Raw genomic sequence first — 20,937 nt, 5'->3', positions numbered from 1 at the left:
CTCAACACTGACCTGGGTACAGCTACAGTGTGAGCCTTCTTGCTGTTAAAGGTAAACTCCCGCAGGTTGAACTTTACCGCTTGATTGCTGTAAACCACAGGTAGCAACCAATCTTCCAAATCAATTTCTTGGTTGAAATAAGCTTTGCGCTTCTTGTCATGAAAAAGTTCCAGCCTACCCAGCCGTATCGCTTCGCTGATTTCCTTGTTATCAAACAGATGAGTATAAACTTGCTGCATCATCAGCTTGGCAGCATCCACAGTGACGGTATACCCCATCGCCGCCACCATCTGCATCCCCGCCGCCATCAACTGACTACCCAGACTAGTCTCTCTGTAATCATTCTCCGCGTCCCCGGCAGTAGGTGCCCCCCTCTCCGCTGGCGGGGAGGGGCTGGGGGTGGGGTTCTTCACCTGCTTCCCCGACTGACAAGCATTGAGAAGACACACAGGAATTCCCTTATGCGTCAACAGATCCGCCAACTCCGTCGCCTCCACCGGATCAGCATTGCCCTTAGTTTCCCCTTCCAAAAACAGAAACGCCTTCACCCCGTCGTACCGTTGCAAATCATAACGCCCCCATCTCACCTGATAAGCATAGGGCTTTGCCGTTGCCTCATTCTGGATCTCCTGATATTTCATCAACGCCCCGTGGGCATCAAAATGGATGATGTGATAAAATCCCGCGCCTTTTTCTTCCAGATGTCTTGCGAGTGCTTCATAAGTACCCGGACGCAATAACTCCACGTTTACCGCCAACCGACTATTTTCAATCGCCTCAATCAGTGGTCGGGAAATGGTACGATAACCAACATCTTGTTCTTCATTCGGTCGCGCTGTCACCACCAGCAAATTAATCACTGGCGACTGTGGAACATCCGCCTGCTTTGCCCCACGTTTAATACTCTTGCGTACCATCACACAGTCTACCGCCAGTGGTCGCGGAAAACCAGGTTCCCACAGCGCCTCCCAGTGCAGTGCTTGAAATTCCGGGGTTTTACCCACAATTTCTATCTGTAGCGGATTATGCCCTCTGCGTAGCTGCTGATATTCGCTGTAGGCACTTCTATCCGTAAAAACTTGGTTAAATAAATTTTCACCGTACTTTTTAATACTTCCTGCTGCCCTCTCGGCAATAGTAGTATCACTAAAGGGAAACTCCAGCCACTCTTCAAAATACCACTCCAGTTCTTTTTCTTCCTTGGTAGTGAATGGCTCAGTAATGGTAACAAAGTATTCTTCCCCTGCAAATCTGAGAGTTGCCTCAAATCCGGTTTCGGTTTTTCCTTCTTCCCGAATCGTGATCACTGGCATGGCGTGACACTTTTGATAAAAGTAAGGATATCTAGCTATAGACTACACATTCACTGCTTGTGTTTCCAGAGTGAAGCCGCCATAGCCGACAAGGCAAAAAGGCACATTTACCTTATACCTTACAGCGGTTTTCATATGAATAGATGTGTTAATCTGTGGTTTTATTTTCATCCAATTGACTTTTGCAATCTTACTCCATGAGCAAAAGTTCACAAAGAAGGATGATTTTGGTTCTTCCTTCTGCCTTCAGCATAGGTGCCTTATTTTCAAGGCAAGTTAATTGAAAAAACGGAGAACTTTTGTCTGTTTTAACCGACTTTAGCTATAAGCCAGAGATTTTAATTTCTTGTGGTAGTATGGAGAATTTATGATGATACACCATTTAATAGACCGAGTAGGCGATTGGAATCCTCAATTATTCCGAGAACTGAAAGGACGCCTCAAAGGTTTTAACGTAGCAATTGCAGTTGGGATATCGTTAATTGGTCAACTGGTACTATTCCTTTATCAATTACGGGAACTACCTGGTGAGAGATATTCACTTTTCGGCAAGTACTGTCGTCTTCGTTCATTTTACGAACAGGAACGAAGTGAGATTTTTCGACAATCTAATGACCTTCATCGACAATTAGATGGTTATAGAAATACTCAACCACTCAACTCTAATAGAATACAACAACTTCAAGCACAAATCGCGCAAGTAAAGACAAAAAATTCTGATTTTGAGAGTTATTTATCCAATAATTTCTGTCCCACAGACCAACTTGATATGCAAGTGTGGTGGCGGGAACATTGGGAATACATATTCCTCTCGCTGAGTGTGATTTTTATTTTCACGCTGTTAGTGGCTGGCACTTATTTACTGATTAATAATTTAGCGACGGAAGAACGGCGCGGTACACTCAACTTTATTCGCCTCACTCCCCAATCGGAAACAAGTATTTTGACTGGTAAAATGCTGGGTGTTCCCATCTTAATTTACCTGTTCATATTCACAGCAACACCTTTACATTTCATTGCTGGACGTGCTGCCAATATTGCCACAAGTTACATATTAAGCTTCTGGGCTGTCCTGGTTGCTGGCTGCATTTTCTTCTACAGCGCTGCACTGCTTTTTGGTTTATGTTGTCGTGGGATCAGTGGTTTTCAACCTTGGTTGGGTAGTGGTGCTGTTCTATTATTTTTGATAGTGACGATGCGAATAGCGTTGTCTGGTTCATCTTTAAACTATTCTACTGCTTGGTTCACCCTGTTAAGCCCATTTGACATAACCCATTACCTGTTCCCAAACCTGTTTTTCAGGCGATATAACTCTGAACTCATCGAAAAAGTGCAGTTTTTTTATATGCCGATAGGAACAAATCTTGTCGGTTTGATTGGTTTACACTTGTTGAATTATGGCTTGTGGACTTACTTGATTTGGCAAGCACTAAAGCGTTGTTTCCGTAATCCAAACGCTACCATCTTCAGCAAGGGTCAAAGTTATTTTCTGGTGGCTTGTTCCCAAGTCGTTCTTTGGGGATTTACTCTACAGTATATAGAAAACTACTGTCCCTCTACCTCTCGATACAAGTTGAGTTCTTGTATTCATGATGTAAATTTCCAAATACAACAGAATTTTATTTGGTTAGTCTTGTTCAACTTCGTGCTGTTGTTTGGTTTAATTGCAATTCTCTCGCCTCACCGTCAAACAGTACAAGATTGGGCAAGGTATCGACACCATAATCTTTCTGGTCATCAAAGTGTTTGGAAAAATTCTTTGTTGCTGGATTTGATTTTAGGTGAAAAAAGCCCTCCATTAGTGGCAATGGTGATTCATCTTGTGATGATGACGACTCCATTAGTCATTTGGATTTTACTAGCACCTGTTTTGAATGTTCATCATACCAGAAACCTAAATTGGCTAATTAACGATGTTGGTAGGTTAAATGCCATCTTGGGTGTGGCTTTGTTTATCACTTTAATAATGATTTACGCCACGCTTGCGCAGAGGATGCTGTTGATGAAAACTGCTAAGCGTTCTTTCTGGGCAATTGGTACTATTGGTGCAGCAATTTTCTTGCCACCACTGATTTTAGGAATGCTTCATGTTGACTCTTCCAAATACGCTATTGTGTGGCTGTTTTCGACTTTCCCTTGGGCAAGTTTGGAGTACGCTTCGACGCCAACAATTTTTATGGCTTTGTTGGCAGAGTTCAGTGTTTTGGTATTGTTAAACTTCCACTTGAGAAAGCAGATAAGACTTGCAGGAGAGTCAGCGACAAAAGCACTAATGAGTCAATAGTCAATAGTCAATAGTTATTACACTAATGACTAATGAAGATGTACAGACGCGCCATGGCGCGTCTCTACAATGACTATTTCATTGCCTTCTTGACTAATTCTGGAATTTGAGAAGGACGTTCGGCGACTGGAACTTCTGCTTGAGAAAAAGCGGCTAATTTACTTTTTGCTGTGCCAAAATCAGGATCGCGTCCGATGACAGCCGCTAAAGTTCCAGTTTGACGCCAATGTTTAACGGGTGGTGCTTGTGTCCCTGCAATATAAGCAACGACTGGTTTATCAATTGCTTCCGCAATATATCGCGCTGCGGCTTCTTCACGACCACCACCTGGTTGACCAACTAAAACAATTGCTTTTGTGGCTTCATCTTCATCTAATATTTGTAGCCATTGCAGAAAAGACGAACCAACGATCGCATCACTACCAATGCTGACACTAATCGACTGTCCTAAGCCAGCATTGGTTAATTCCCTGGCAATTTCGTAGGTGAGAGTGGTACTGCGACTGAGGATACCTACTGAACCAGGCGTGTAAAATTCACTGGGTTGAGTCCCCAACAGAATTTTCCCTGGTACGATGATCCCAGGACTATTTGGTCCTACTATCAGGGTTTCGGTTGCTTCGGTTTCGCGAAGTAATTCCACCATATCCAAGGGTGGCACGCCAGGGGAGATTATGATGATTTGGCGGATATTAGATGCGATCGCTTCTAGTGCTGCATCTAGGACTTGGTACGGATGTACGCAGATGATTGTCGTATCAATAGCTCCGAATTGCCCCACGACTTCCTCTACCAAGTCGAATACTGGCAAACCGTATCTTTGCTGTCCACCACATCCAGGATCGACCCCACCTACCAAATTTGTGCCTTGAGCTTTCATTTGAGCAACATGAGTTGCTGTGATATATTCACAAAAGCCTTGGAGTAACACTTTGCTGTCTGGTGTCAAATTCATAACAGGTTAATTGGTCAAAACCTTCTGTTGTATGCTGTGGACTTAGCAAGACGCACTGCTTCTGCTACCGCTTCATCCAAATTTTCTACCACCACTATAGACCCATCTGTTGGGGTTTTCAGTGTTGCTATGTATTTCCTTGCTGTCTCGAACTCCGAACCGGCAAGACGGACTACTAAGCGCGGAAAATGGCTCTCTCGACGGTTTTTGTTGCCATTAGACCTTGCCATATATGGTTTAACTTCCAGAGTGCTATTCTCCACAAAGTTGCCAATGACTTCAGAAACTTCGCCCGCTTGAGAAATACTACCCAGGAAGTTAATCAGTATCACTTGAATACTTTTGTCAGTACTCAAGTTTTTTAAAGCTTTTTCCAAGCGACTCCTAAAGGTGGTTGGTGAAGTTTCGGTAACAGACGCATGGCGCAAATTCAAACACACACCAGGCTTTCCACCAGTATTAACCACTAAGTCTAAAGTTGCCATTACCGATCCAGCACCATTACCCAAAATGGCAATTTTACCGTGCATTTCTACGACATCCCAGTCGCCCAAATTTCTGATTGTCTCGCTACTAGTATAATTTTTTACCATTTTTCTTGTCAATTGAGCCATATCTGAATGACGCCCAATTGCCCGTTCGTTGACGCTGATGTTACCATTCAGCGCCATAACTTGACCGGAGGAACTCACACCCAAGGGATTAATTTCCACCAAGTCCAAGTCTTTTTCTACAAATAACTGGTACATCTTTTCGATAACAGTGCTGACAGACTGTATCAATTCACCCTGCAAGCCCATTTTCAACGCCAGTCGTCGAGCATAAAATGGGGAAAATTCTTGTTCAACGACGACGTGCTGCATTTTCTCGCTGGCTGATTCCCAATCAATATCGTCTGCTTCTGTGCAACCCAAAAGTACAGGTCGGCAGACTGCTGTATCTAAAACTACAGCTAGATAAAATTCTTGTTCAGTGTCATACTTAGCTTCTGCCAGTAACACTTGTGGCAATTCCCCCAAAATGGGTAAATGAAATATATTTTGTGCGGCGGCGATCGCATCGATAGTCGTTTCTACAAACCTGACTCCACCCGCTTTTGCTCTTTCACCCGCATGCACCTGAGATTTCAGAACAATCGGGTAGCTAATTTTTAAACGTTTTAAATCCGTGGGATGGTCAATTCGTTGCGAAGGCAATACAGGAATGCCTATTTTTGCCAACCATTCCTTAACTTGGTACTCTAACAAATCCATTGACACACACCTTTTTTACCACATTTTCATTCTTTGCTGCGGTGCTGTCGCAAACATTGACGCTGCACCCTAGTTGCAGGATAAAGCTTTTTTTGGCTAGAAATACTTATTTTCCCTGATCAATTTTAACTAATTCAGTCTATAACGGAAATTTATGTTCTATCAAAACACTTGTTGTTTCCAAGTAAACAAGACGTATATGAATTGCATCAGTAAATTTGCTAGTATCGCGCCTCTCTACCCTCTTTGTCAATAAACCTTGATACAAGCCAACATCAAAGACACCCTCATTTTTAGATAATTTCGCTTTTTTAGAGTCGTGAGTTAAGTAATTTAAATTTTTACATAACAATTTTTCTCTACACTCAAGCTTAATTATGACACAAACATAGAGTTAGGATAGCTTACCCAAAGGATGAAGTATTTCATCCTTTCTCTTTTAGACTTTATTCTGTTCTATCTTGAGTCGTAGTTGTATCAGACTGATTCATTGCTTCACAGAAATTAAATCTTTCAAAGCTAAAGACAAAAAATACAGTATCTTCCGTATATTTCATTAGCATCATTAATGAAAATAATAAAGTTCAATAATTAGATTTTTTTTGTTTTTTACCGAAATTTTATATTGTTACTCAAATTATGAAAGTTTGCAGTAAACATTTTGAAAATACAGATAAGTTTTGGCATTGTGCCTGGTCTATGAAAATCAACAGAGTTTGCTGGATAAGATTTAGAAAAGTAGTTTTTTCTTTTGTTAAAACTTACTATTTTGTGTTAGAAGTTTGTTTTAAAGTATTTATGAGTATGGTTGGTTAAACTGTGTATCTGCATTCAACAAACGCAAGTCATACATCTAACACGCTCGAAGATAATCGAAAAAATATAGACCAGCTGGATGGCTCTACGAAAGTAGCAGCCCAGCAGGAAGATTTACAGTTGTTAGCGCAAATTTTGCAAGAACAGTTACTTGCAGAAGTCCCTTGTGGTGGATTCTTCCAAGTAAAGTGTGCGGTTAAAAATGAGCAATTGATAATTGTAGCTCAACACGCAGTCGCTGTGCAGTGCAATATCGAAACAATATTTACAGTGCTTGAGGAAGCACTCCAGTCGCTACCGGAACACCATAAACAGCAAGTAGAACTTTTCCTAAGAGTTTTTGGACAGAAGCTTCCTTACGCCAAACGTTCATTAACTTTGAGAGGCGACGGAGTAGGGGAAGTGGGGGAGCAGGGAATTTCTCCCTCATCCCCCTCATCCCCCTCATCTTGCCCATCTCCGATAGCAGGTGTAAGGGCAATCACATTGCTAGGATCAAAGCCAGCATACTCACTCAAGACTATCTTGGTAGGTGCAGCCTTAATCATCATTGCTGTATTTAGTGGCAGTGCTTATTTCCTAACCCACTGTTGTGTGACGTTCGAGTCTAAACAAATACAAACCGCCAAGCAGTTACAAAGGTCTTTAGGGCAACTGAAGCTGAGTTTCAAGTCTGAGAAAGAATTGCCTAAAATACAACAGCAACTTGATGCTGCAAGCGCATCCCTAAAAACCATTCCTCCTTGGTCGCCTTATTACCAAGAAGCAGAAAAACTTTCGGCAAGTTTGTCTAAGCAATCAGAAAAAATTCAGCAACTGAGAAAGGCGTTTCAAGCAGGGTCAACGGCTGCACAAAAAAGTCAAACTTTGGCAAGCAGCTTGCAGGAATTAAAAGCTAGGCAACAATTGTGGCGACAGGCGATCGCACCACTAGAGGCTGTCAATTCAAATAGTGAACTCTATAAGCTAGTGCAACCAAAATTACTCATCTATCGCGCCAATTTGCATACTGTGAAACAGCAGTTGCTTGCAGAAGAAAAACGACAAGTTGCGAGACCCTCAAGGGAAGGAGGGTGAACCAGATGTGAGGGATGAGGAGGATGAGGGAGAGATTCGTAATGCGGTACAGAGATGAATGAGCGAATGCGTGAATTGATTTGTCCCCTTGCTCCCTCATCTTACTAATTGGGCTGCGGAGTTAAAAAATTGACGACTTATTCCCCGAGTGACTAACACAGTTGTCAGCAAATTGGCAAAAGCAATCATGAACATAATCAAAATTTGGTAAGATGCAGCTTCGCGAGCATTAACGCCACTGAGCAACTGACCGGTGATGATTCCTGGTAGCGTCACCATACCTATGACCATCATCTGATTAAGAGTAGGAATCAATCCAGCGCGAACAGCATCTTTACGATACTGTACAATTGCTTGTTGGGGAGTTGCCCCCAAGCTTAAGTGAGTTTCTATTTCCAAGTGGCTAGCATTAATGGTGCTGACAAGACGTTCTCCGCCAAGCGCAGCAGCATTCATAGCATTACCTAACACTATCCCTGCTAAAGGAATCACATACTGCGGCTCAAACCATCGGTTTGGTTGAATAATCAATACATTGGTATAAACCATTGTCAAGGTTGTACTCACGAAAATTGACCCCCACACTAAGGGCAACATCTGCGGTATTTTTTGAGTAATGCGATTTCGTGCGACAATTGCCGAAATTGTCAGCATGATTGATAAAATCGCCAAAACTGCCCAAGGATTATCTAAAGCAAAGATGAACTCTAAAACATACCCCAATACAGCTAGTTGTAGGATGGTTCTCCCTGTTGCGATCGCTAAATTTAGTTCCAGCCCTATTCTTTCCCACGCGGATAAACCTATGGCTGCGCCCATCAATCCAACAGCACAAGCCAAATCAACGAAATCTAGCTTGATTAACTCCTGCATAGGTTTTCTACCTCTTGTGTATATGGGTTACAAGGTATAGGTTACAGGGTTCTATGTTACAGATTTTTCCCTGTCCCCTGTTCGCTTTAAAACGACTCACTGGGAACTTTAATTAAAGGTATTAGTTCTTGGTGGATATCCATCTCCTTTCACCCTAGCAAATGGTAGCCTTTTTGATAAAAAACCTAGGTAAAAACCCTTGAATGGCGTGAATTTGGGGAAAAAGACTTTCACGCTTGTTTTTGATTCAAAGCTCAATAAGCGCAAATCTAACGTCGGTATCTATTTTTAACTTAAGATAAATCTCATGATTCAAAGTGTAAAACATTCCATACCAGCCTTTGACATCAAGCAACAATACAGCATGATTGAAGCAGAAGTCAGCGCAGCCGTTTTGGAGGTTCTATCTTCTGGTCGTTATATCGGCGGTCCAATAGTAGCAAACTTTGAACAACAGTTTGCCGACTATACTGGTGTGAGTGAATGTGTAGGCTGTAACTCTGGTACCGATGCTCTTTTCTTGGCACTGAGAGCTTTAAATATTGGTGCAGGTGATGAAGTGATTACCACACCATTTACTTTTATCGCTACTGCTGAGGTTATCAGTGCAGTAGGTGCGGTGCCTGTGTTTGTTGATATCGACACTACTACGTTTAATCTAAATGTAGAGCAAGTAGCAGCCGCAATTACACCGAAAACGAAAGCAATTATCCCAGTTCACTTGTTTGGTCAACCTGTAGATCTGACTGCATTGATAGATGTAGCAGAAGCACATAATTTACTCGTGGTAGAAGATTGCGCTCAGTCCACAGGGGCAAGTTGGACAGGGCAAAAGGTAGGAAGCATTGGACACATCGGTTGCTTCAGTTTTTACCCTACCAAAAATCTTGGTGCTTACGGTGACGGTGGCGCAATAACAACCAATGACCCCGAAATCGCGGCAAGGCTACGAGTACTCAAGGAACATGGACAGAAAAATAGATACTATTACGAGGAAATCGGTGTCAACAGCCGTTTGGATGCCATCCAAGCTGCTATTTTGCAAGTTAAGCTGCCTTATCTAGATATTTGGAATAATCAGCGGCGAAAAGTTGCATCTCGTTATCACCAGTTTCTCAATCAAATTCCCGGTATCATTGCACCCCAAGAATTAGCTGGGGGTATGGGAGTCTGGAATCAATACACCATTCGTGTACTCGGCAATAAAAGGGACTTGATTCGCAGCAAATTGCAAGAGCGGGGTGTAAACACAATGGTTTACTATCCCCACCCTTTACATTTGCAGCCAGTTTATGAAAGTCTGGGGTACAAACAAGGACAATTGCCAGTGGCAGAGCAAGCCTGTCAGGAAGTTTTATCTTTGCCTATGTTCCCAGAATTGTCAGAAGAACAGCAAGACCAGGTGATTTATGCTTTGAAAGATTGCTTGGCGTAATCAGTCCTAAGCAATGAGTGTTCAATATTTTACACTTAGGATTCGGTACTCATCACTCAACCTAATACCTGAATTAAATTATACTCTTTAAGAGTAGGGTGGGCATCGGGTGCCCGCCCAGTTTCTAGGACGGGCTAGAAGCCCATCCCACAAGAAAAAGTTGGGTATTTTTTAATTTGGAAGTCCCTTAGCACTCAGCAGTCTTGTCGTTCCCAACGCTTCCACCAAACCACGTACAGCGGCAATCATTGCGACTTCGCTGTTGAGCTGGTTAATGGCAGAACCGACACCAACACCAGTAGCGCCAGCAGCAATAGCAAGGGGTGCTGTTACGCTGGAAATACCAGAAGCACACAGCACTGGAACTGACACCGCACGAGAAATTTCATAAGCTGCTGCCAAAGTGGGAGCAGCTTTTTCAATCAGTCCCAAAACTCCGGGGTGAGTTGGGTTGCTGCTAGTACCACCTTCAGTTTGGATAATGTCTGCGCCAGCTTTCACCAGTTCCTCTGCCAGCTGTACCTGTTGATCCAGTGTCAGAATATGGGGAACAGTCACAGAGAGGGTAATTTTAGGCAGGAGAGCGCGGGTTTGATGAGTCAGCGCTAAAACTTCCTCAGCCTCAAATCTGCGTCCTTGAGCATAGAAAGAATCGAAATTACCAATTTCAATCAAATCTGCACCTGCGGCAACAGCTTGCACAAATTTCTCTGGCTCGACTGCTGATACACAAATGGGCAATTTTGTCAACTCTTTTGCCATTTGTACTAAGGTGGGATCGGCAGCGATATCAACAAAAGTCGCACCACCGTGATGGGCTGCTTTGACCGTTGCTGCTACGCTACGCCCATCGAAGTTATTCAAACCGCTGATCACTTTGAGAGCGCACCGATTGGCAAATGCACTTTGGAGAGTGGGATGCATTGTCATATTTCGTCTTTTGAAGCTTTGAAAATTAGGTTTATTCTACCGTCTCCTCGATAACAGGGGTTAGGGAGTCTCCCAAATCTCTACGGCAGTTGCCAAATCTTGATAGTCTTGTCGTGACTACCACTCACCAAAGTTTTGCCATCTGGACTGAAAGCAACGGCATAAACCTTGCCTGAATGCCCCTTTAGGGTATCTATTATCTCTCCCGTATCCAAGTTCCAGATTTTCACAGTCTTGTCATCACTGCCAGTTGCGATATGTTCGCCATCGGGGCTAAAAGCAACAGCATTCACATCGGCTGAATGACCCACAAGAGTGCGTATTTCCTTTCCAGTGTTCAGCTTCCACACTTTGACAGTTTTGTCATCGCTAGCACTAGCCAACATTTGCCCATCTGGACTAATGGCAAGGGCATTCACATCACCTGAATGAGTTGTTAGGGTGCGTAGAACTTTGCCAGTGTTCAGGTTCCAAACTTTAATTGTCCTGTCCGCACTTCCACTAACAAGCGTTTTACCATCTGAACTTAAAGCAACAGACAAAACCGCACTTGTGTGCTCCCTCAAAGTCTGTAATTCCTGCCCTGTGTTCAAATTCCAGACTTTTATGGTGTTATCATAACTACCACTAGCGATATTTTGACCATCTGGGCTGATGGCAACGGAATTTACCCAATCTGTATGACCTTTCAAAGTACGAATTTCCTTTCCCGTTTTCAGATTCCAGATTTTAATTGTGTTATCCTTGCTGCCACTGACTAGAGTTTGACCATCCGGGCTAATGGCGACACAATAAACAATGTCTTTATGCCCCTTGAGGGTGCGGATTTCCTGTCTATTATTCAGGTTCCAAATTTTGACACTCTTGTCATCACTACCACTAGCAAGGGTAGTACCTTCACGCCTAAAGGCGAGGGAATTCACATCGCCCCAATGCCCACTCAAGGTTGGGATATGCCCCAAGCTTTGCCAATAAATATATCCGCCTAACCCTAAAAGCAGGATAATGCCCCCCGCTAGCAGTTTATGTTTTAACTGGATTCTTGGTTGAAGAACAGTGCTGGGAAAAACTGATTGTCTCGGGTTTATCCTTGACGGCGGCTGTGGTAAAGAAAAATCTCGTGGAATCGAGGCAGGTTGTGGCTTTTGATGCAAATCTTGCAGCAGTTCATCAGCTGATTGGTAACGATGCTCCATATCTTTTTGTAACAGTTTGTCTAATACCTGCACCAATTGTGCAGATAGAGGAGACTTAAGATGTTGTCGCCAATGCATCACCCAGCCATAGCCGTGTTCCATGTAAAGGTGAGATGGGTGAATTCCTGTCAATAAATCAAAGCAAGTCACACCCAAACTAAACAAGTCACTTGCTGCATACGCATTGCCATACTTCATTTGTTCTATCGGTGCATAGCCAAAGGAACCAATGGTTGTACCTGTTTGCTGCAAAGAAGTCGCTGTTAACTGCTTGGCGACGCCGAAATCAATGAGTACTAAATCTTCCCGAGGGGATCTACGAATAATATTTTCTGGCTTAATATCTCGGTGAATAACTTGATGTTCGTGGATAAACTTGAGAATGGGTAAGAGTTCACTTAACAGTTTCCAAATCTTTTCCTCGCTAAAAGTTCCTTGCTGTCTCAACTCTTGCCGTAAAGTTTGCCCAAGGATGAATTGCTGCACCAGATACAAGTAGTTATCATGCCGAAAGTAAGCATACAAAGTCGGGATCTGCGGATGTTCTCCAAGCTGTTGCAACCGTCGTGCTTCTTCTTGAAAGAGTTCAGTTGCCTTAAGCAGGGCGGTGGTTCCTTGGACTTGTGGTGCTAGCTGCTTGACGACACAATGTTCATTCAGTTTATCTTCATCCTCTGCCAAAAAAGTTCTGCCAAATCCTCCGCCTCCCAGTGGTTGGATAATGCGATAACGGTTTCGCAACTGGGATATCAGTTGTGTGCCGCAACTTTGGCAAAATGTGGCATCAGGATTTAGGGGTTTCTCGCAGTTGGGATTGAGGCAGTAGATCATAAGTTAGGCATCTATCAGCCGTTGTCATTTAATATAAGGCTTCCTCGAAATCCCTTCAATTTTCTGAATTACCAAAAATAATTCTGAAAAAATACAACTTGACTTTGTAGCTTGCTGTATTCGTGCCAAATTTAAATTACCATCTTTTTAGTCATGAGTGCTTATATTTACACTGGTGCGATCGCACAAAGTGCCCGCTTGAGAGCGATTGCGCAAAGCGCACCTGGAAGAGGCTATCGCGATTCGGGGCGGTGGCAAAGTTAATCGCAGAAAATAGGGGTTAGAAACAAGCTGTCGTTAGGAATGCACAAGTTGTCGTTAGATCACAACAAGTTGTCGTTAGATCACAACAAGTTGTCGTTAGATCACAACAAGTTGTCGTTAGATCACAACAAGTTGTCGTTAGATCACAACAAGCTGTCGTAACGACATGCTATTTTAATCAAATTCCGGTGCCCACAAATCTGAAACTGGAACTTCCCATCCTGGAAGAAGTTCAGGAACTGTCAAAATATCACCATCACCAACTATCAACGCCTCTTTTTCTGGGTAGTAAACCTCAACAATTCTGTCATCTGGATTGATGAGAATTCCTACCCCGGTTCCCAGTGCAAGAAATTCTCTAATCTTTTCCCTTAGTTCCTCTACATCATCAGATGGGGACTTTACCTCAACCGTCAAATCAGGGGCTAACTGAGCATACGATTTAGGACTGCGACGCAATCGTTCTGCTCGCACAAATGAAGCATCAGGCGCTCGTAAATTTGAGTTCGGCAATCTGAAACCAGCGCTGGAAGCAGCTACCCGTCCGAGTTTGCGAGGTCGAACCCAGTTGCCTAAAACTCTGATAACCTCGGCTGCGACTTCATCTGACTCGTATCCTGATGGACTCATGACAATAATATTCCCCTTGACTAATTCCATCCGATGGTGGGGATACTGCTGCTGCATTTTTTCCAAGTCTTGAACTGTCAGGGACATAGAACCTCCTAAATCCCCCAGGGTTGGGTTTTTCTTGGACATTTACACTACATCATTTTAACGATAAGTTAACGGGAGTTTCTGTAGCTCTTGGCTTGATGAAGACAACAGCGTTAGTGATTGAGCTGATCGCCCGATGAATTCCTGAGTTCTCGAAAAACCTGCTACCCCAAAAACTCTTGTCCTCTTGTCCCAATGTCTCGACGCTGTCCATACACTCGTATCATGAAAATATAACGAAAATATAAAGTCACCTGACTTTAACGGCATAATATGGGCAGTATTTGGGAACTCGATTTTTACTCGCGTCCGATTCTGGACGAAAACCAGAAAAAAGTTTGGGAAGTCTTGGTATGCCAAACTCCTTTGGAAACCCGCACAAAAATTGATTCTTTGTTTCGCTTTGCTAAATATTGCCCCAGTACTGAGGTCAATTCAGCGTGGTTGCGGACGGCGTTGGAAGAAGCAATTGGCAAAGCAGGAGAAACACCGAGAAGAATCCGCTTTTTCCGCCGCCAAATGAACAACATGATTACCAAAGCCTGCAAAGATTTGGGTATTCCTGCTGAGCCAAGTCGCCGCACTTTGCTGCTGAAACAATGGCTGCAACAGCGGGTGGAGCAAGTCTATCCTCAAGAGCCAGGGTATCAAGCGAGTACAAATCCCTCGGTAAACTTGGAGAAATCCTCACCCCAACGCTTACCAGATGCTTTGGAAGGAAAGCAGTGGACATTTGTTACTTTAAAAGGTGCGGATTTTACGGGAATGCACGAGTGGGAGATTGGCTTTAGCGAAGCTTTCCCCTTGGAGATAGCGCAAGTTTCCCCCGAAACCCCGATTCCTGGTGTTTTGATATATTCACCCAGAGCATTGCCAATAGCAGGTTGGATGTCTGGTTTAGAGTTGGCGTGGTTGAAAGTTGACCAAGGGGCGAGATTGGTTTTGGAAACCGGTGCAACTGAAAGTTGGATTTTGGCGAATATCAAAAATCCCCAAACAATCGCAGAAGCCAAAGGCTTTGAAGAAGCAAAGCAAAAAGCTAACGGAGTGCATTTTCTCGCGGTGCAGTCCAATCCTCAAGAAGAATCTTTTGCCGGATTTTGGCTGTTGCAAGAGGTCAATCTGCCGTAAATTTGATTGAGGGAATGGGTTTGTAGTCAGGGCTGTCATCGCTGACTACAAGGCAATTTCCACGTCCACAGCCAACAAAAATATGGTGTATAAAGAATTACCAAATAATTCACTGGCAGAACAACTGCTGGAACTATCCATAAAATCAGGTGCAGAAGCGGCTGAAGTTTATCAGTCAAAATCGCTTTCTCGACCTGTATTTTTTGAAGCAAATCGTCTCAAGCAGTTAGAAACCAGCCAATCTGAAGGTACAGCACTGCGGCTGTGGCGTAACGGATGTCCGGGATTAGCTGTGGCTTATGGTCCTGTGGAACCGCAAGCCTTAGTGGAACGTGCTTTAGCTTTGAGTCAACTGAATGAACCTGAAGACGTGGAATTGAACGGTGATTCTAAGCCTTGCTACCCAGACTTGGGTGAAGATGTCCCTATAGAAAAGTTGGTGGAGTGGGGCAAAGAAGCGATCGCCATCATCCGCGATGCATACCCAGATGTCATTTGTACGGCAGACTGGGAATGTGATGTCGAAACCACCAGACTCGTGAACACCAAAGGTTTAGATTGCCACTACACCGACACCACTCTCAGCTGCTATGTGGATGCAGAGTGGGTACGAGGTGACGATTTGTTGAACGTTTCTGATGGTCAAACCGAAAGAGGTAACCTCCAGCCAGAGAAAGTTGCTCACCAAATTTTACAACGGTTGGCTTGGGCAAAAGAAAATGTGGCACCTCCCAACGGTCGCGTCCCGGTTCTATTTACTTCTAAAGCTGCTGATATGCTTTGGGGGACTGTACAAGCAGCTTTGAATGGCAAGCGAGTTTTGGAGGGGGCTTCTCCTTGGGGGGAACGCATAGGCAAACCAGTTATGGCACCAATCACTCTCTACCAACACCCCCAGGCGGGACCTTACAGTTGCCCTTTTGATGATGAAGGCACCCCAACTCAGTCTTTGGTGTTTATCCAAGACGGTGTGTTGCAGCATTTTTACTGCGATCGCACTACCGGACGCCAGTTAAATATTGCCTCCACTGGTAACGGTTTTCGCCCTGGTTTAGGAAGTTATCCCACCCCTGGTTTATTTAATTTCCTCATTCAGCCCGGAACTGAATCGCTACAAGAATTGATTCACCATCTGGATGATGGCTTAATTGTGGATCAAATGCTGGGAGGTAATGGCGGCATTTCCGGTGACTTTTCCATCAACATTGATCTAGGATACCGCGTTCAAAACGGTCATGTGATTGGGCGTGTGAAGGATACAATGGTGGCTGGAAACGTCTATACAGCTTTAAAACAATTGGTTAAACTGGGTGACGATGCTGACTGGAATGGTTCTTGCTATACTCCATCTTTATTAGTAGAAGGACTATCCAGTACTAGCAAGCAAAATTAAAAATTCAAAATGACTTTGCAGGTATGGACGATTCGAGTCATAACCATGATGCTATCCAACTTGACAGAGTGGTATTTTTTGGGCGCACTCTACCAGAATATGTAAAATTTTTCAACCTTGATTTATCTTATTGGCAAAGTAGCAAAATTTTGGATTGTCCATCTGGTGCGGCTTCTTTTGTAGCAGAAGCTCACCAAATGGGCATTGATGCTGTAGCTTGTGACCTTTTATTTCATCTTGATCCCAAAGTCATAATTGAGAAAGGCAAAACAGATTATGACCACGTCATAGAAAGAGTTTCCCTTGTTCCTCACCTCTACAACTGGGAAGTTTATGGAGGAATTGAGGGATTTAAAGAATGCAGAAAAATAGCCTTTCAACGATTTGCTGCCGATTATGAGAATGGTAAGGTACAAGGTCGTTATATTCCTGTCGAGTTACCAAAATTGCCATTTTCAGACAAAAGCTTTGATTTAGTTTGAAGCGGACATTTTTTGTTTGTTTACAGTGATGAGTTAGATTATGGATTTCACTGAAATTCAATTTTGGAACTTTATAGAGTTTGCTCAACAGAAGTCAGAATCTACCCATTACAAGGCAAAGATGCCAAACAGTATGCATTGATGAATGATTTAGTTAATGACTTAAATGCCTTAGAAATTAAGAGCGAAATTGTCGAAGTTCCCTGGGAATTTTAAAAAGGTAGCCATCAAATGCTGCGTTTGGCTCGCCAATAGTATAACGGTTAACAGTTTTAAATAGGAAAATCGCCATTAATTTACAATACCGATTTTCCGGTATGAACCGAGAAACAAAGTATGAGTGGGATTTCTTACCTAACTCATGATTTTATTTTTTTGAACTTTGAACTTTGAATTTTGAATTGATATGTCACCTCTTTTTCTTTCTCAGAGCTTTCGCGCTTTGTGGCAACCTAGAAGAGGTTTAGCGATCGCAGAAGCGTCAGTTATCGGTTTAGTCGCAGCCCTATCTGCTGTATTTTTCAAATTTGGAACAGGATGGTTAGGAACATGGCGAGTTCATACTTCCTACCTTTTTCCAGCATGGGTTGTTCTACCACTTATTGGTCTTAGCTTTGGATTTCTGGCTGGCTTACTTGTAGAGAGGTTGGCACCAGAGGCATCAGGTGGTGGAATTCCACAAGTCAAAGCTTCTCTTGGTAATGTGCCAGTTACTCTATCATGGCGCGTGGCGGCTGTAAAGTTACTCAGTTCCATCATGACTTTGGGTTCGGGTTTAACTCTAGGGCGACAAGGTCCCACCGTTCATGTTGGTGCAGCTTTGGCAGCAGGGATGAGTCGCTGGGTTCCCACTTCCCCAGATCATCGACGGCAGATGATTGCAGCAGGTGCGGGTGCAGGGTTGGCAGCGGCTTTCAATGCCCCTATCGCGGGTATGATATTTGTCGTCGAGGAATTACTCCAAGATTTATCAGGATTAACTTTAGGAACTGCCATTATCGCCTCGTTTATTGGTGGCGTTGTCTCCCGGCTATTAGGGGGTAACAGTCTGCAACTTGATTTGGCAGCAACTCATTACTCCAGCACTTTCTCAATTCTAGAAATTCCCTTTTACCTGATTTTAGGTGTCCTGGCGGGGTTACTGGCTGCATTATTCAATCGTGGACTGATTGCGAGTTTAGCAATTTACCGTAACTTACACATCAGCTTACCGCTGAGGGTGGCGTTAGCTGGGTTTATATCAGGTGTCGTTATTGCCCTGCTACCAGCATCTTTCCGCAATAATACTGGGTTGCGGGAGTTTATTATCACTGGTGAAGTTCATGCTTCCATAGCAGCGATCGCCTTTGTCGCTCAGTTTATCCTGACTTTGGTGGCATTTGGCTCAGGAGCGCCAGGAGGATTATTTGCTCCCAGTCTGATTTTGGGTTCTTGTTTAGGATACATCATTGGTGTATTCCAGCTTTATACCTTGGGACAAGGTTCCCCGACAACTTATGCACTCGCAGGAATGGGGGCATTTTTCTCAGGCGTCTCCAAAGTGCCAATTACAGCAATCGTGATTGTGTTTGAGATGACTACAGATTTCAATCTGGTACTCCCTTTGATGATTGGTTCTGTGACATCCTACTTAGTTGCCGAAAAAATAGTGCCTGGATCACTGTATGACAAACTTTTACAGTTAAGTGGCATCATTATCAAAAAACAAGCTCCAATTGAAGAAGTATTGACAAAGTTAACAGCAAAAGATGTGATGCAAAGACGGGTGGATACTCTGGAGGCAGAAATGTCTCTGGATGAAGCAGTAGAGGCTTTCTCCCGTTCGCACCATCGAGGTTTTCCGATAGTAGAAGATGGCAGGCTAGTAGGAATTGTGACACAAAGTGATTTGTTAAAAATACGCGATCGCAATTTTGGAAAAGACGCCAGCTTGAAGGAAATCATGACTAGCAATCCTTTGACAGTCAGTCCCATCCATAACCTCAGCGATGTGCTGTATTTGTTAGACCGCTATCAAATCAGTCGCTTACCAGTTGTGGAGGGGCGCAGACTGATTGGGATCATCACCCGTGCAGATATTATCCGGGCAGAAGCAGACCACATTAACTGTGAAAATAGGGAACAAGGACCGCGACCAGAACCTTCTTATGTTGTTTATCAAACACGTTCTCCCAGTGTTGGCAGGGGAAGATTACTGGTACCGATAGCTAATCCCGAAACAGCAGCAACACTATTGGAGATGGCAGCAGCGATTGCCCGCGATCGCCATTATGAAATAGAGTGCATCCAAGTGATGCCAATCTCTCGCCACAGTTCCCCAACAGAAACCCCAGTCAGAACAACAAAAAGTCGTCGCTTGCTGAGGCTTGCAGAGGCTTTGGGCAAAAAGTGGAAAATTCCCGTGCATACACAAATCCGCGTCACCCATGATGTAGCGCAGGCAATTCTCGAAACAATTAAAGAACGGCACATCGACCTGATTTTGATGGGGTGGAAAGGTAACACTTCCACCCCAGGTCGTATTTTTGGCAACGTTGTAGACACGATAATTCGCCAAGCTACCTGTGATGTGATGCTAGTTAAGTTAGGAGCAATGGATGGGTTAACAGATTTAACAGAAACATCATCTGATATATCTGTTGCTAAATCCGCTCTCACTCCCCAATTCAACCGCTGGCTTGTTCCGATGGCTGGTGGTCCTAACGCCTGGGTGGCGCTTAAATTGTTACCCGCTTTAGTCACATTGGGAAATGACCCAAAAGTTCGCCTGACTCGGGTTTTCAAACCCTCAGAAATCGAGCCGGATATGACAGTTTTAGAAGAAGCTATTCGCCAACTCATTCGTCGCCGTAAGTTGGGAAGCACTGTTTTCGCCAGCCCAGTTAAATCTGACTCAGTTTCTGAAGGTTTGATTAACTTGGTGAAAAAAGAACACTACGATGTAGTCGTTTTGGGTGCTTCGCGTGAGGGAATGCTGCAACAAGCAATTACAGGCAATATTCCGGAGGCAATAGCTTCTGGTGTCGATAGTACAGTGATTTTGGTGAGGGGGGCGATAGGTAGTTAATAAAGTTGAAGGGTTTGTAAGAAACACTAAGGGCGATCGCTACTATTGTTTAAGCTTTTTTAACCAGCGCCTGAGTTGTCGTTAGGGATGCGGAGGGCAAAACAGAAATGAACGGGTGGCATCTGAAATCATGGTTCTTAATTGGCAGCGCGTTGAGTGTGCTTCACTGTACTCAACCGATCGCCGCTCAAGTCGTTCCCGATAACACACTTCCAGCAGCAGAGCGATCGCAAGTCTCCGGCAATCCCAATTTCCAAATTGACGGAGGAGCAAGGCGGGGTGGCAACCTGTTCCACAGCTTCCAATCGTTTTCTGTTCCCACTGGCGGTAGTGCCTTCTTCAACAATGCAGCCGATGTGCAAAACATCCTGACGCGAGTCACAGGCGGCTCAATTTCTAACATTGATGGTGTGATTCGAGATCAGGGCACGGCGAATCTGTTCTTGCTCAACCCGAATGGCATTGTGTTTGGTGCAGGAGCGCAACTCAATATTGGTGGCTCGTTTGTTGCTAGTACCGCTAACAGCATCAACTTTGCCGATAATTTTCAGTACAATGCCAGTAATCCCCAAACGACACCGCTATTGACCGTCAGTGTCCCCATTGGCTTGCAGATGGGATCAAATCCGGGGCGGATTGCAGTGCAGGGAAATGGGTACAACATATCAGGCACAGCTCCTTTCCTCACCCCCCTGATTCGAGGAAATGCCTCAACAGGTCTAAAAGTGCCACCAGGACAAACGCTGGCATTGATTGGGGGAGACATCGATATCCAAGGAGGTGTGCTTCAGGCAGAGCAAGGACGGATTGAGTTAGGCAGTGTGCGGGATGGAATTGTGAACTTGGGTGCGGGGTTTGCTTTAAGTTATCTAGTGGGGGTTCGGGGGCTATAAGACCCGCGCTATAATCTTCGATTTAGC

At 44.0% G+C, this 20,937-nt stretch carries 16 protein-coding genes; 9 read left to right on the top strand and 7 right to left on the bottom strand.

The window, feature by feature from the left end:
• Positions 1-1,313: CHAT domain-containing protein (locus AACT52_RS04355; protein WP_143172995.1), on the bottom strand; the 1,313-nt coding region annotated here is incomplete at its 3' end.
• A gap of 370 nt (positions 1,314-1,683) precedes the next feature.
• On the opposite strand from AACT52_RS04355, the gene AACT52_RS04350 reads away from it, so the two are divergent.
• On the top strand, positions 1,684-3,597 hold the full coding sequence (locus tag AACT52_RS04350; RefSeq protein WP_073636210.1) for an ABC transporter permease: 1,914 nt from the start codon (positions 1,684-1,686) through the stop codon (positions 3,595-3,597).
• Between the two features lie 73 nt (positions 3,598-3,670).
• Here AACT52_RS04350 and AACT52_RS04345 read toward each other — a convergent pair whose 3' ends face one another.
• A complete protein-coding gene (locus AACT52_RS04345) occupies positions 3,671-4,552 on the bottom strand; it encodes a succinate--CoA ligase subunit alpha (protein WP_073636209.1) in 882 nt (293 codons plus the stop codon).
• Between the two features lie 14 nt (positions 4,553-4,566).
• Positions 4,567-5,805 (bottom strand): succinate--CoA ligase subunit beta, encoded by a 1,239-nt coding sequence (locus AACT52_RS04340; protein WP_073636208.1) that lies wholly within the window; start codon positions 5,803-5,805, stop codon positions 4,567-4,569.
• An 819-nt stretch (positions 5,806-6,624) separates the two neighbouring features.
• Here AACT52_RS04340 and AACT52_RS04335 point away from each other — a divergent pair.
• On the top strand, positions 6,625-7,698 hold the full coding sequence (locus tag AACT52_RS04335) for a hypothetical protein (RefSeq protein ID WP_073636207.1): 1,074 nt from the start codon (positions 6,625-6,627) through the stop codon (positions 7,696-7,698).
• A 96-nt stretch (positions 7,699-7,794) separates the two neighbouring features.
• On the opposite strand, the gene AACT52_RS04330 is transcribed toward AACT52_RS04335, so the two are convergent.
• Positions 7,795-8,571: an ABC transporter permease gene (locus AACT52_RS04330; protein WP_073636206.1), complete on the bottom strand. Its 777-nt coding sequence runs from the start codon at positions 8,569-8,571 to the stop codon at positions 7,795-7,797.
• A 307-nt stretch (positions 8,572-8,878) separates the two neighbouring features.
• Between AACT52_RS04330 and AACT52_RS04325 the strand changes: the two genes are divergently transcribed.
• A complete protein-coding gene (locus tag AACT52_RS04325; protein ID WP_073636205.1) occupies positions 8,879-10,006 on the top strand; it encodes a DegT/DnrJ/EryC1/StrS family aminotransferase in 1,128 nt (375 codons plus the stop codon).
• 171 nt (positions 10,007-10,177) lie between these two features.
• On the opposite strand, the gene AACT52_RS04320 is transcribed toward AACT52_RS04325, so the two are convergent.
• From AACT52_RS04320 to AACT52_RS04310, 3 genes are all read right to left on the bottom strand, one after another.
• Entirely contained in the window at positions 10,178-10,936 is a 759-nt protein-coding gene (locus AACT52_RS04320; RefSeq protein WP_073636204.1) for a DUF561 domain-containing protein, read from the bottom strand.
• An 80-nt stretch (positions 10,937-11,016) separates the two neighbouring features.
• The gene (locus tag AACT52_RS04315) at positions 11,017-12,963 is read right to left on the bottom strand and encodes a protein kinase domain-containing protein (RefSeq protein ID WP_073636203.1); all 1,947 of its coding nucleotides are present in this window, start codon (positions 12,961-12,963) and stop codon (positions 11,017-11,019) included.
• A gap of 438 nt (positions 12,964-13,401) precedes the next feature.
• Positions 13,402-13,944, bottom strand: a complete 543-nt coding sequence (locus tag AACT52_RS04310) for a Uma2 family endonuclease (protein ID WP_073636202.1) — start codon at positions 13,942-13,944, stop codon at positions 13,402-13,404.
• 273 nt (positions 13,945-14,217) lie between these two features.
• Here AACT52_RS04310 and AACT52_RS04305 point away from each other — a divergent pair, with 273 nt between their 5' ends.
• From AACT52_RS04305 to AACT52_RS04280, 6 genes are all read left to right on the top strand, one after another.
• Positions 14,218-15,075 (top strand): Tab2/Atab2 family RNA-binding protein, encoded by an 858-nt coding sequence (locus AACT52_RS04305; protein ID WP_073636201.1) that lies wholly within the window; start codon positions 14,218-14,220, stop codon positions 15,073-15,075.
• Between the two features lie 82 nt (positions 15,076-15,157).
• On the top strand, positions 15,158-16,468 hold the full coding sequence (locus tag AACT52_RS04300; protein ID WP_073636200.1) for a TldD/PmbA family protein: 1,311 nt from the start codon (positions 15,158-15,160) through the stop codon (positions 16,466-16,468).
• Positions 16,469-16,491: 23 nt separating this feature from the next.
• A complete protein-coding gene (locus AACT52_RS04295) occupies positions 16,492-16,950 on the top strand; it encodes a hypothetical protein (RefSeq protein WP_233154219.1) in 459 nt (152 codons plus the stop codon).
• Between the two features lie 63 nt (positions 16,951-17,013).
• Entirely contained in the window at positions 17,014-17,166 is a 153-nt protein-coding gene (locus AACT52_RS04290) for a hypothetical protein (RefSeq protein ID WP_233154218.1), read from the top strand.
• Positions 17,167-17,356: 190 nt separating this feature from the next.
• The gene (locus AACT52_RS04285) at positions 17,357-20,017 is read left to right on the top strand and encodes a chloride channel protein (RefSeq protein ID WP_073636199.1); all 2,661 of its coding nucleotides are present in this window, start codon (positions 17,357-17,359) and stop codon (positions 20,015-20,017) included.
• Between the two features lie 107 nt (positions 20,018-20,124).
• On the top strand, positions 20,125-20,910 hold the full coding sequence (locus AACT52_RS04280; RefSeq protein WP_073636198.1) for a filamentous hemagglutinin N-terminal domain-containing protein: 786 nt from the start codon (positions 20,125-20,127) through the stop codon (positions 20,908-20,910).
• Positions 20,911-20,937: the final 27 nt, after the last annotated feature.

Origin of the sequence: Scytonema sp. HK-05, assembly GCF_963872035.1 — a bacterium.
GTDB lineage: Bacteria > Cyanobacteriota > Cyanobacteriia > Cyanobacteriales > Nostocaceae > Kalymmatonema.
Note: the sequence above shows the minus strand (reverse complement) of the source record. Positions and strands in the feature narration are given on the sequence as shown.

Bases quoted from the DNA above. Each gene is read 5' to 3' on its own strand.
- AACT52_RS04350 (WP_073636210.1), top strand. From the start codon at position 1,684: ATGATACACCATTTAATAGACCGAGTAGGCGATTGGAATCCTCAATTA.
- AACT52_RS04280 (WP_073636198.1), top strand. From the start codon at position 20,125: ATGAACGGGTGGCATCTGAAATCATGGTTCTTAATTGGCAGCGCGTTG.
- AACT52_RS04285 (WP_073636199.1), top strand. From the start codon at position 17,357: ATGTCACCTCTTTTTCTTTCTCAGAGCTTTCGCGCTTTGTGGCAACCT.
- AACT52_RS04330 (WP_073636206.1), bottom strand. From the start codon at position 8,571: ATGCAGGAGTTAATCAAGCTAGATTTCGTTGATTTGGCTTGTGCTGTT.
- AACT52_RS04295 (WP_233154219.1), top strand. From the start codon at position 16,492: ATGGACGATTCGAGTCATAACCATGATGCTATCCAACTTGACAGAGTG.
- AACT52_RS04325 (WP_073636205.1), top strand. From the start codon at position 8,879: ATGATTCAAAGTGTAAAACATTCCATACCAGCCTTTGACATCAAGCAA.
- AACT52_RS04315 (WP_073636203.1), bottom strand. From the start codon at position 12,963: ATGATCTACTGCCTCAATCCCAACTGCGAGAAACCCCTAAATCCTGAT.
- AACT52_RS04305 (WP_073636201.1), top strand. From the start codon at position 14,218: ATGGGCAGTATTTGGGAACTCGATTTTTACTCGCGTCCGATTCTGGAC.
- AACT52_RS04340 (WP_073636208.1), bottom strand. From the start codon at position 5,805: ATGGATTTGTTAGAGTACCAAGTTAAGGAATGGTTGGCAAAAATAGGC.
- AACT52_RS04320 (WP_073636204.1), bottom strand. From the start codon at position 10,936: ATGACAATGCATCCCACTCTCCAAAGTGCATTTGCCAATCGGTGCGCT.
- AACT52_RS04345 (WP_073636209.1), bottom strand. From the start codon at position 4,552: ATGAATTTGACACCAGACAGCAAAGTGTTACTCCAAGGCTTTTGTGAA.
- AACT52_RS04300 (WP_073636200.1), top strand. From the start codon at position 15,158: ATGGTGTATAAAGAATTACCAAATAATTCACTGGCAGAACAACTGCTG.
- AACT52_RS04310 (WP_073636202.1), bottom strand. From the start codon at position 13,944: ATGTCCCTGACAGTTCAAGACTTGGAAAAAATGCAGCAGCAGTATCCC.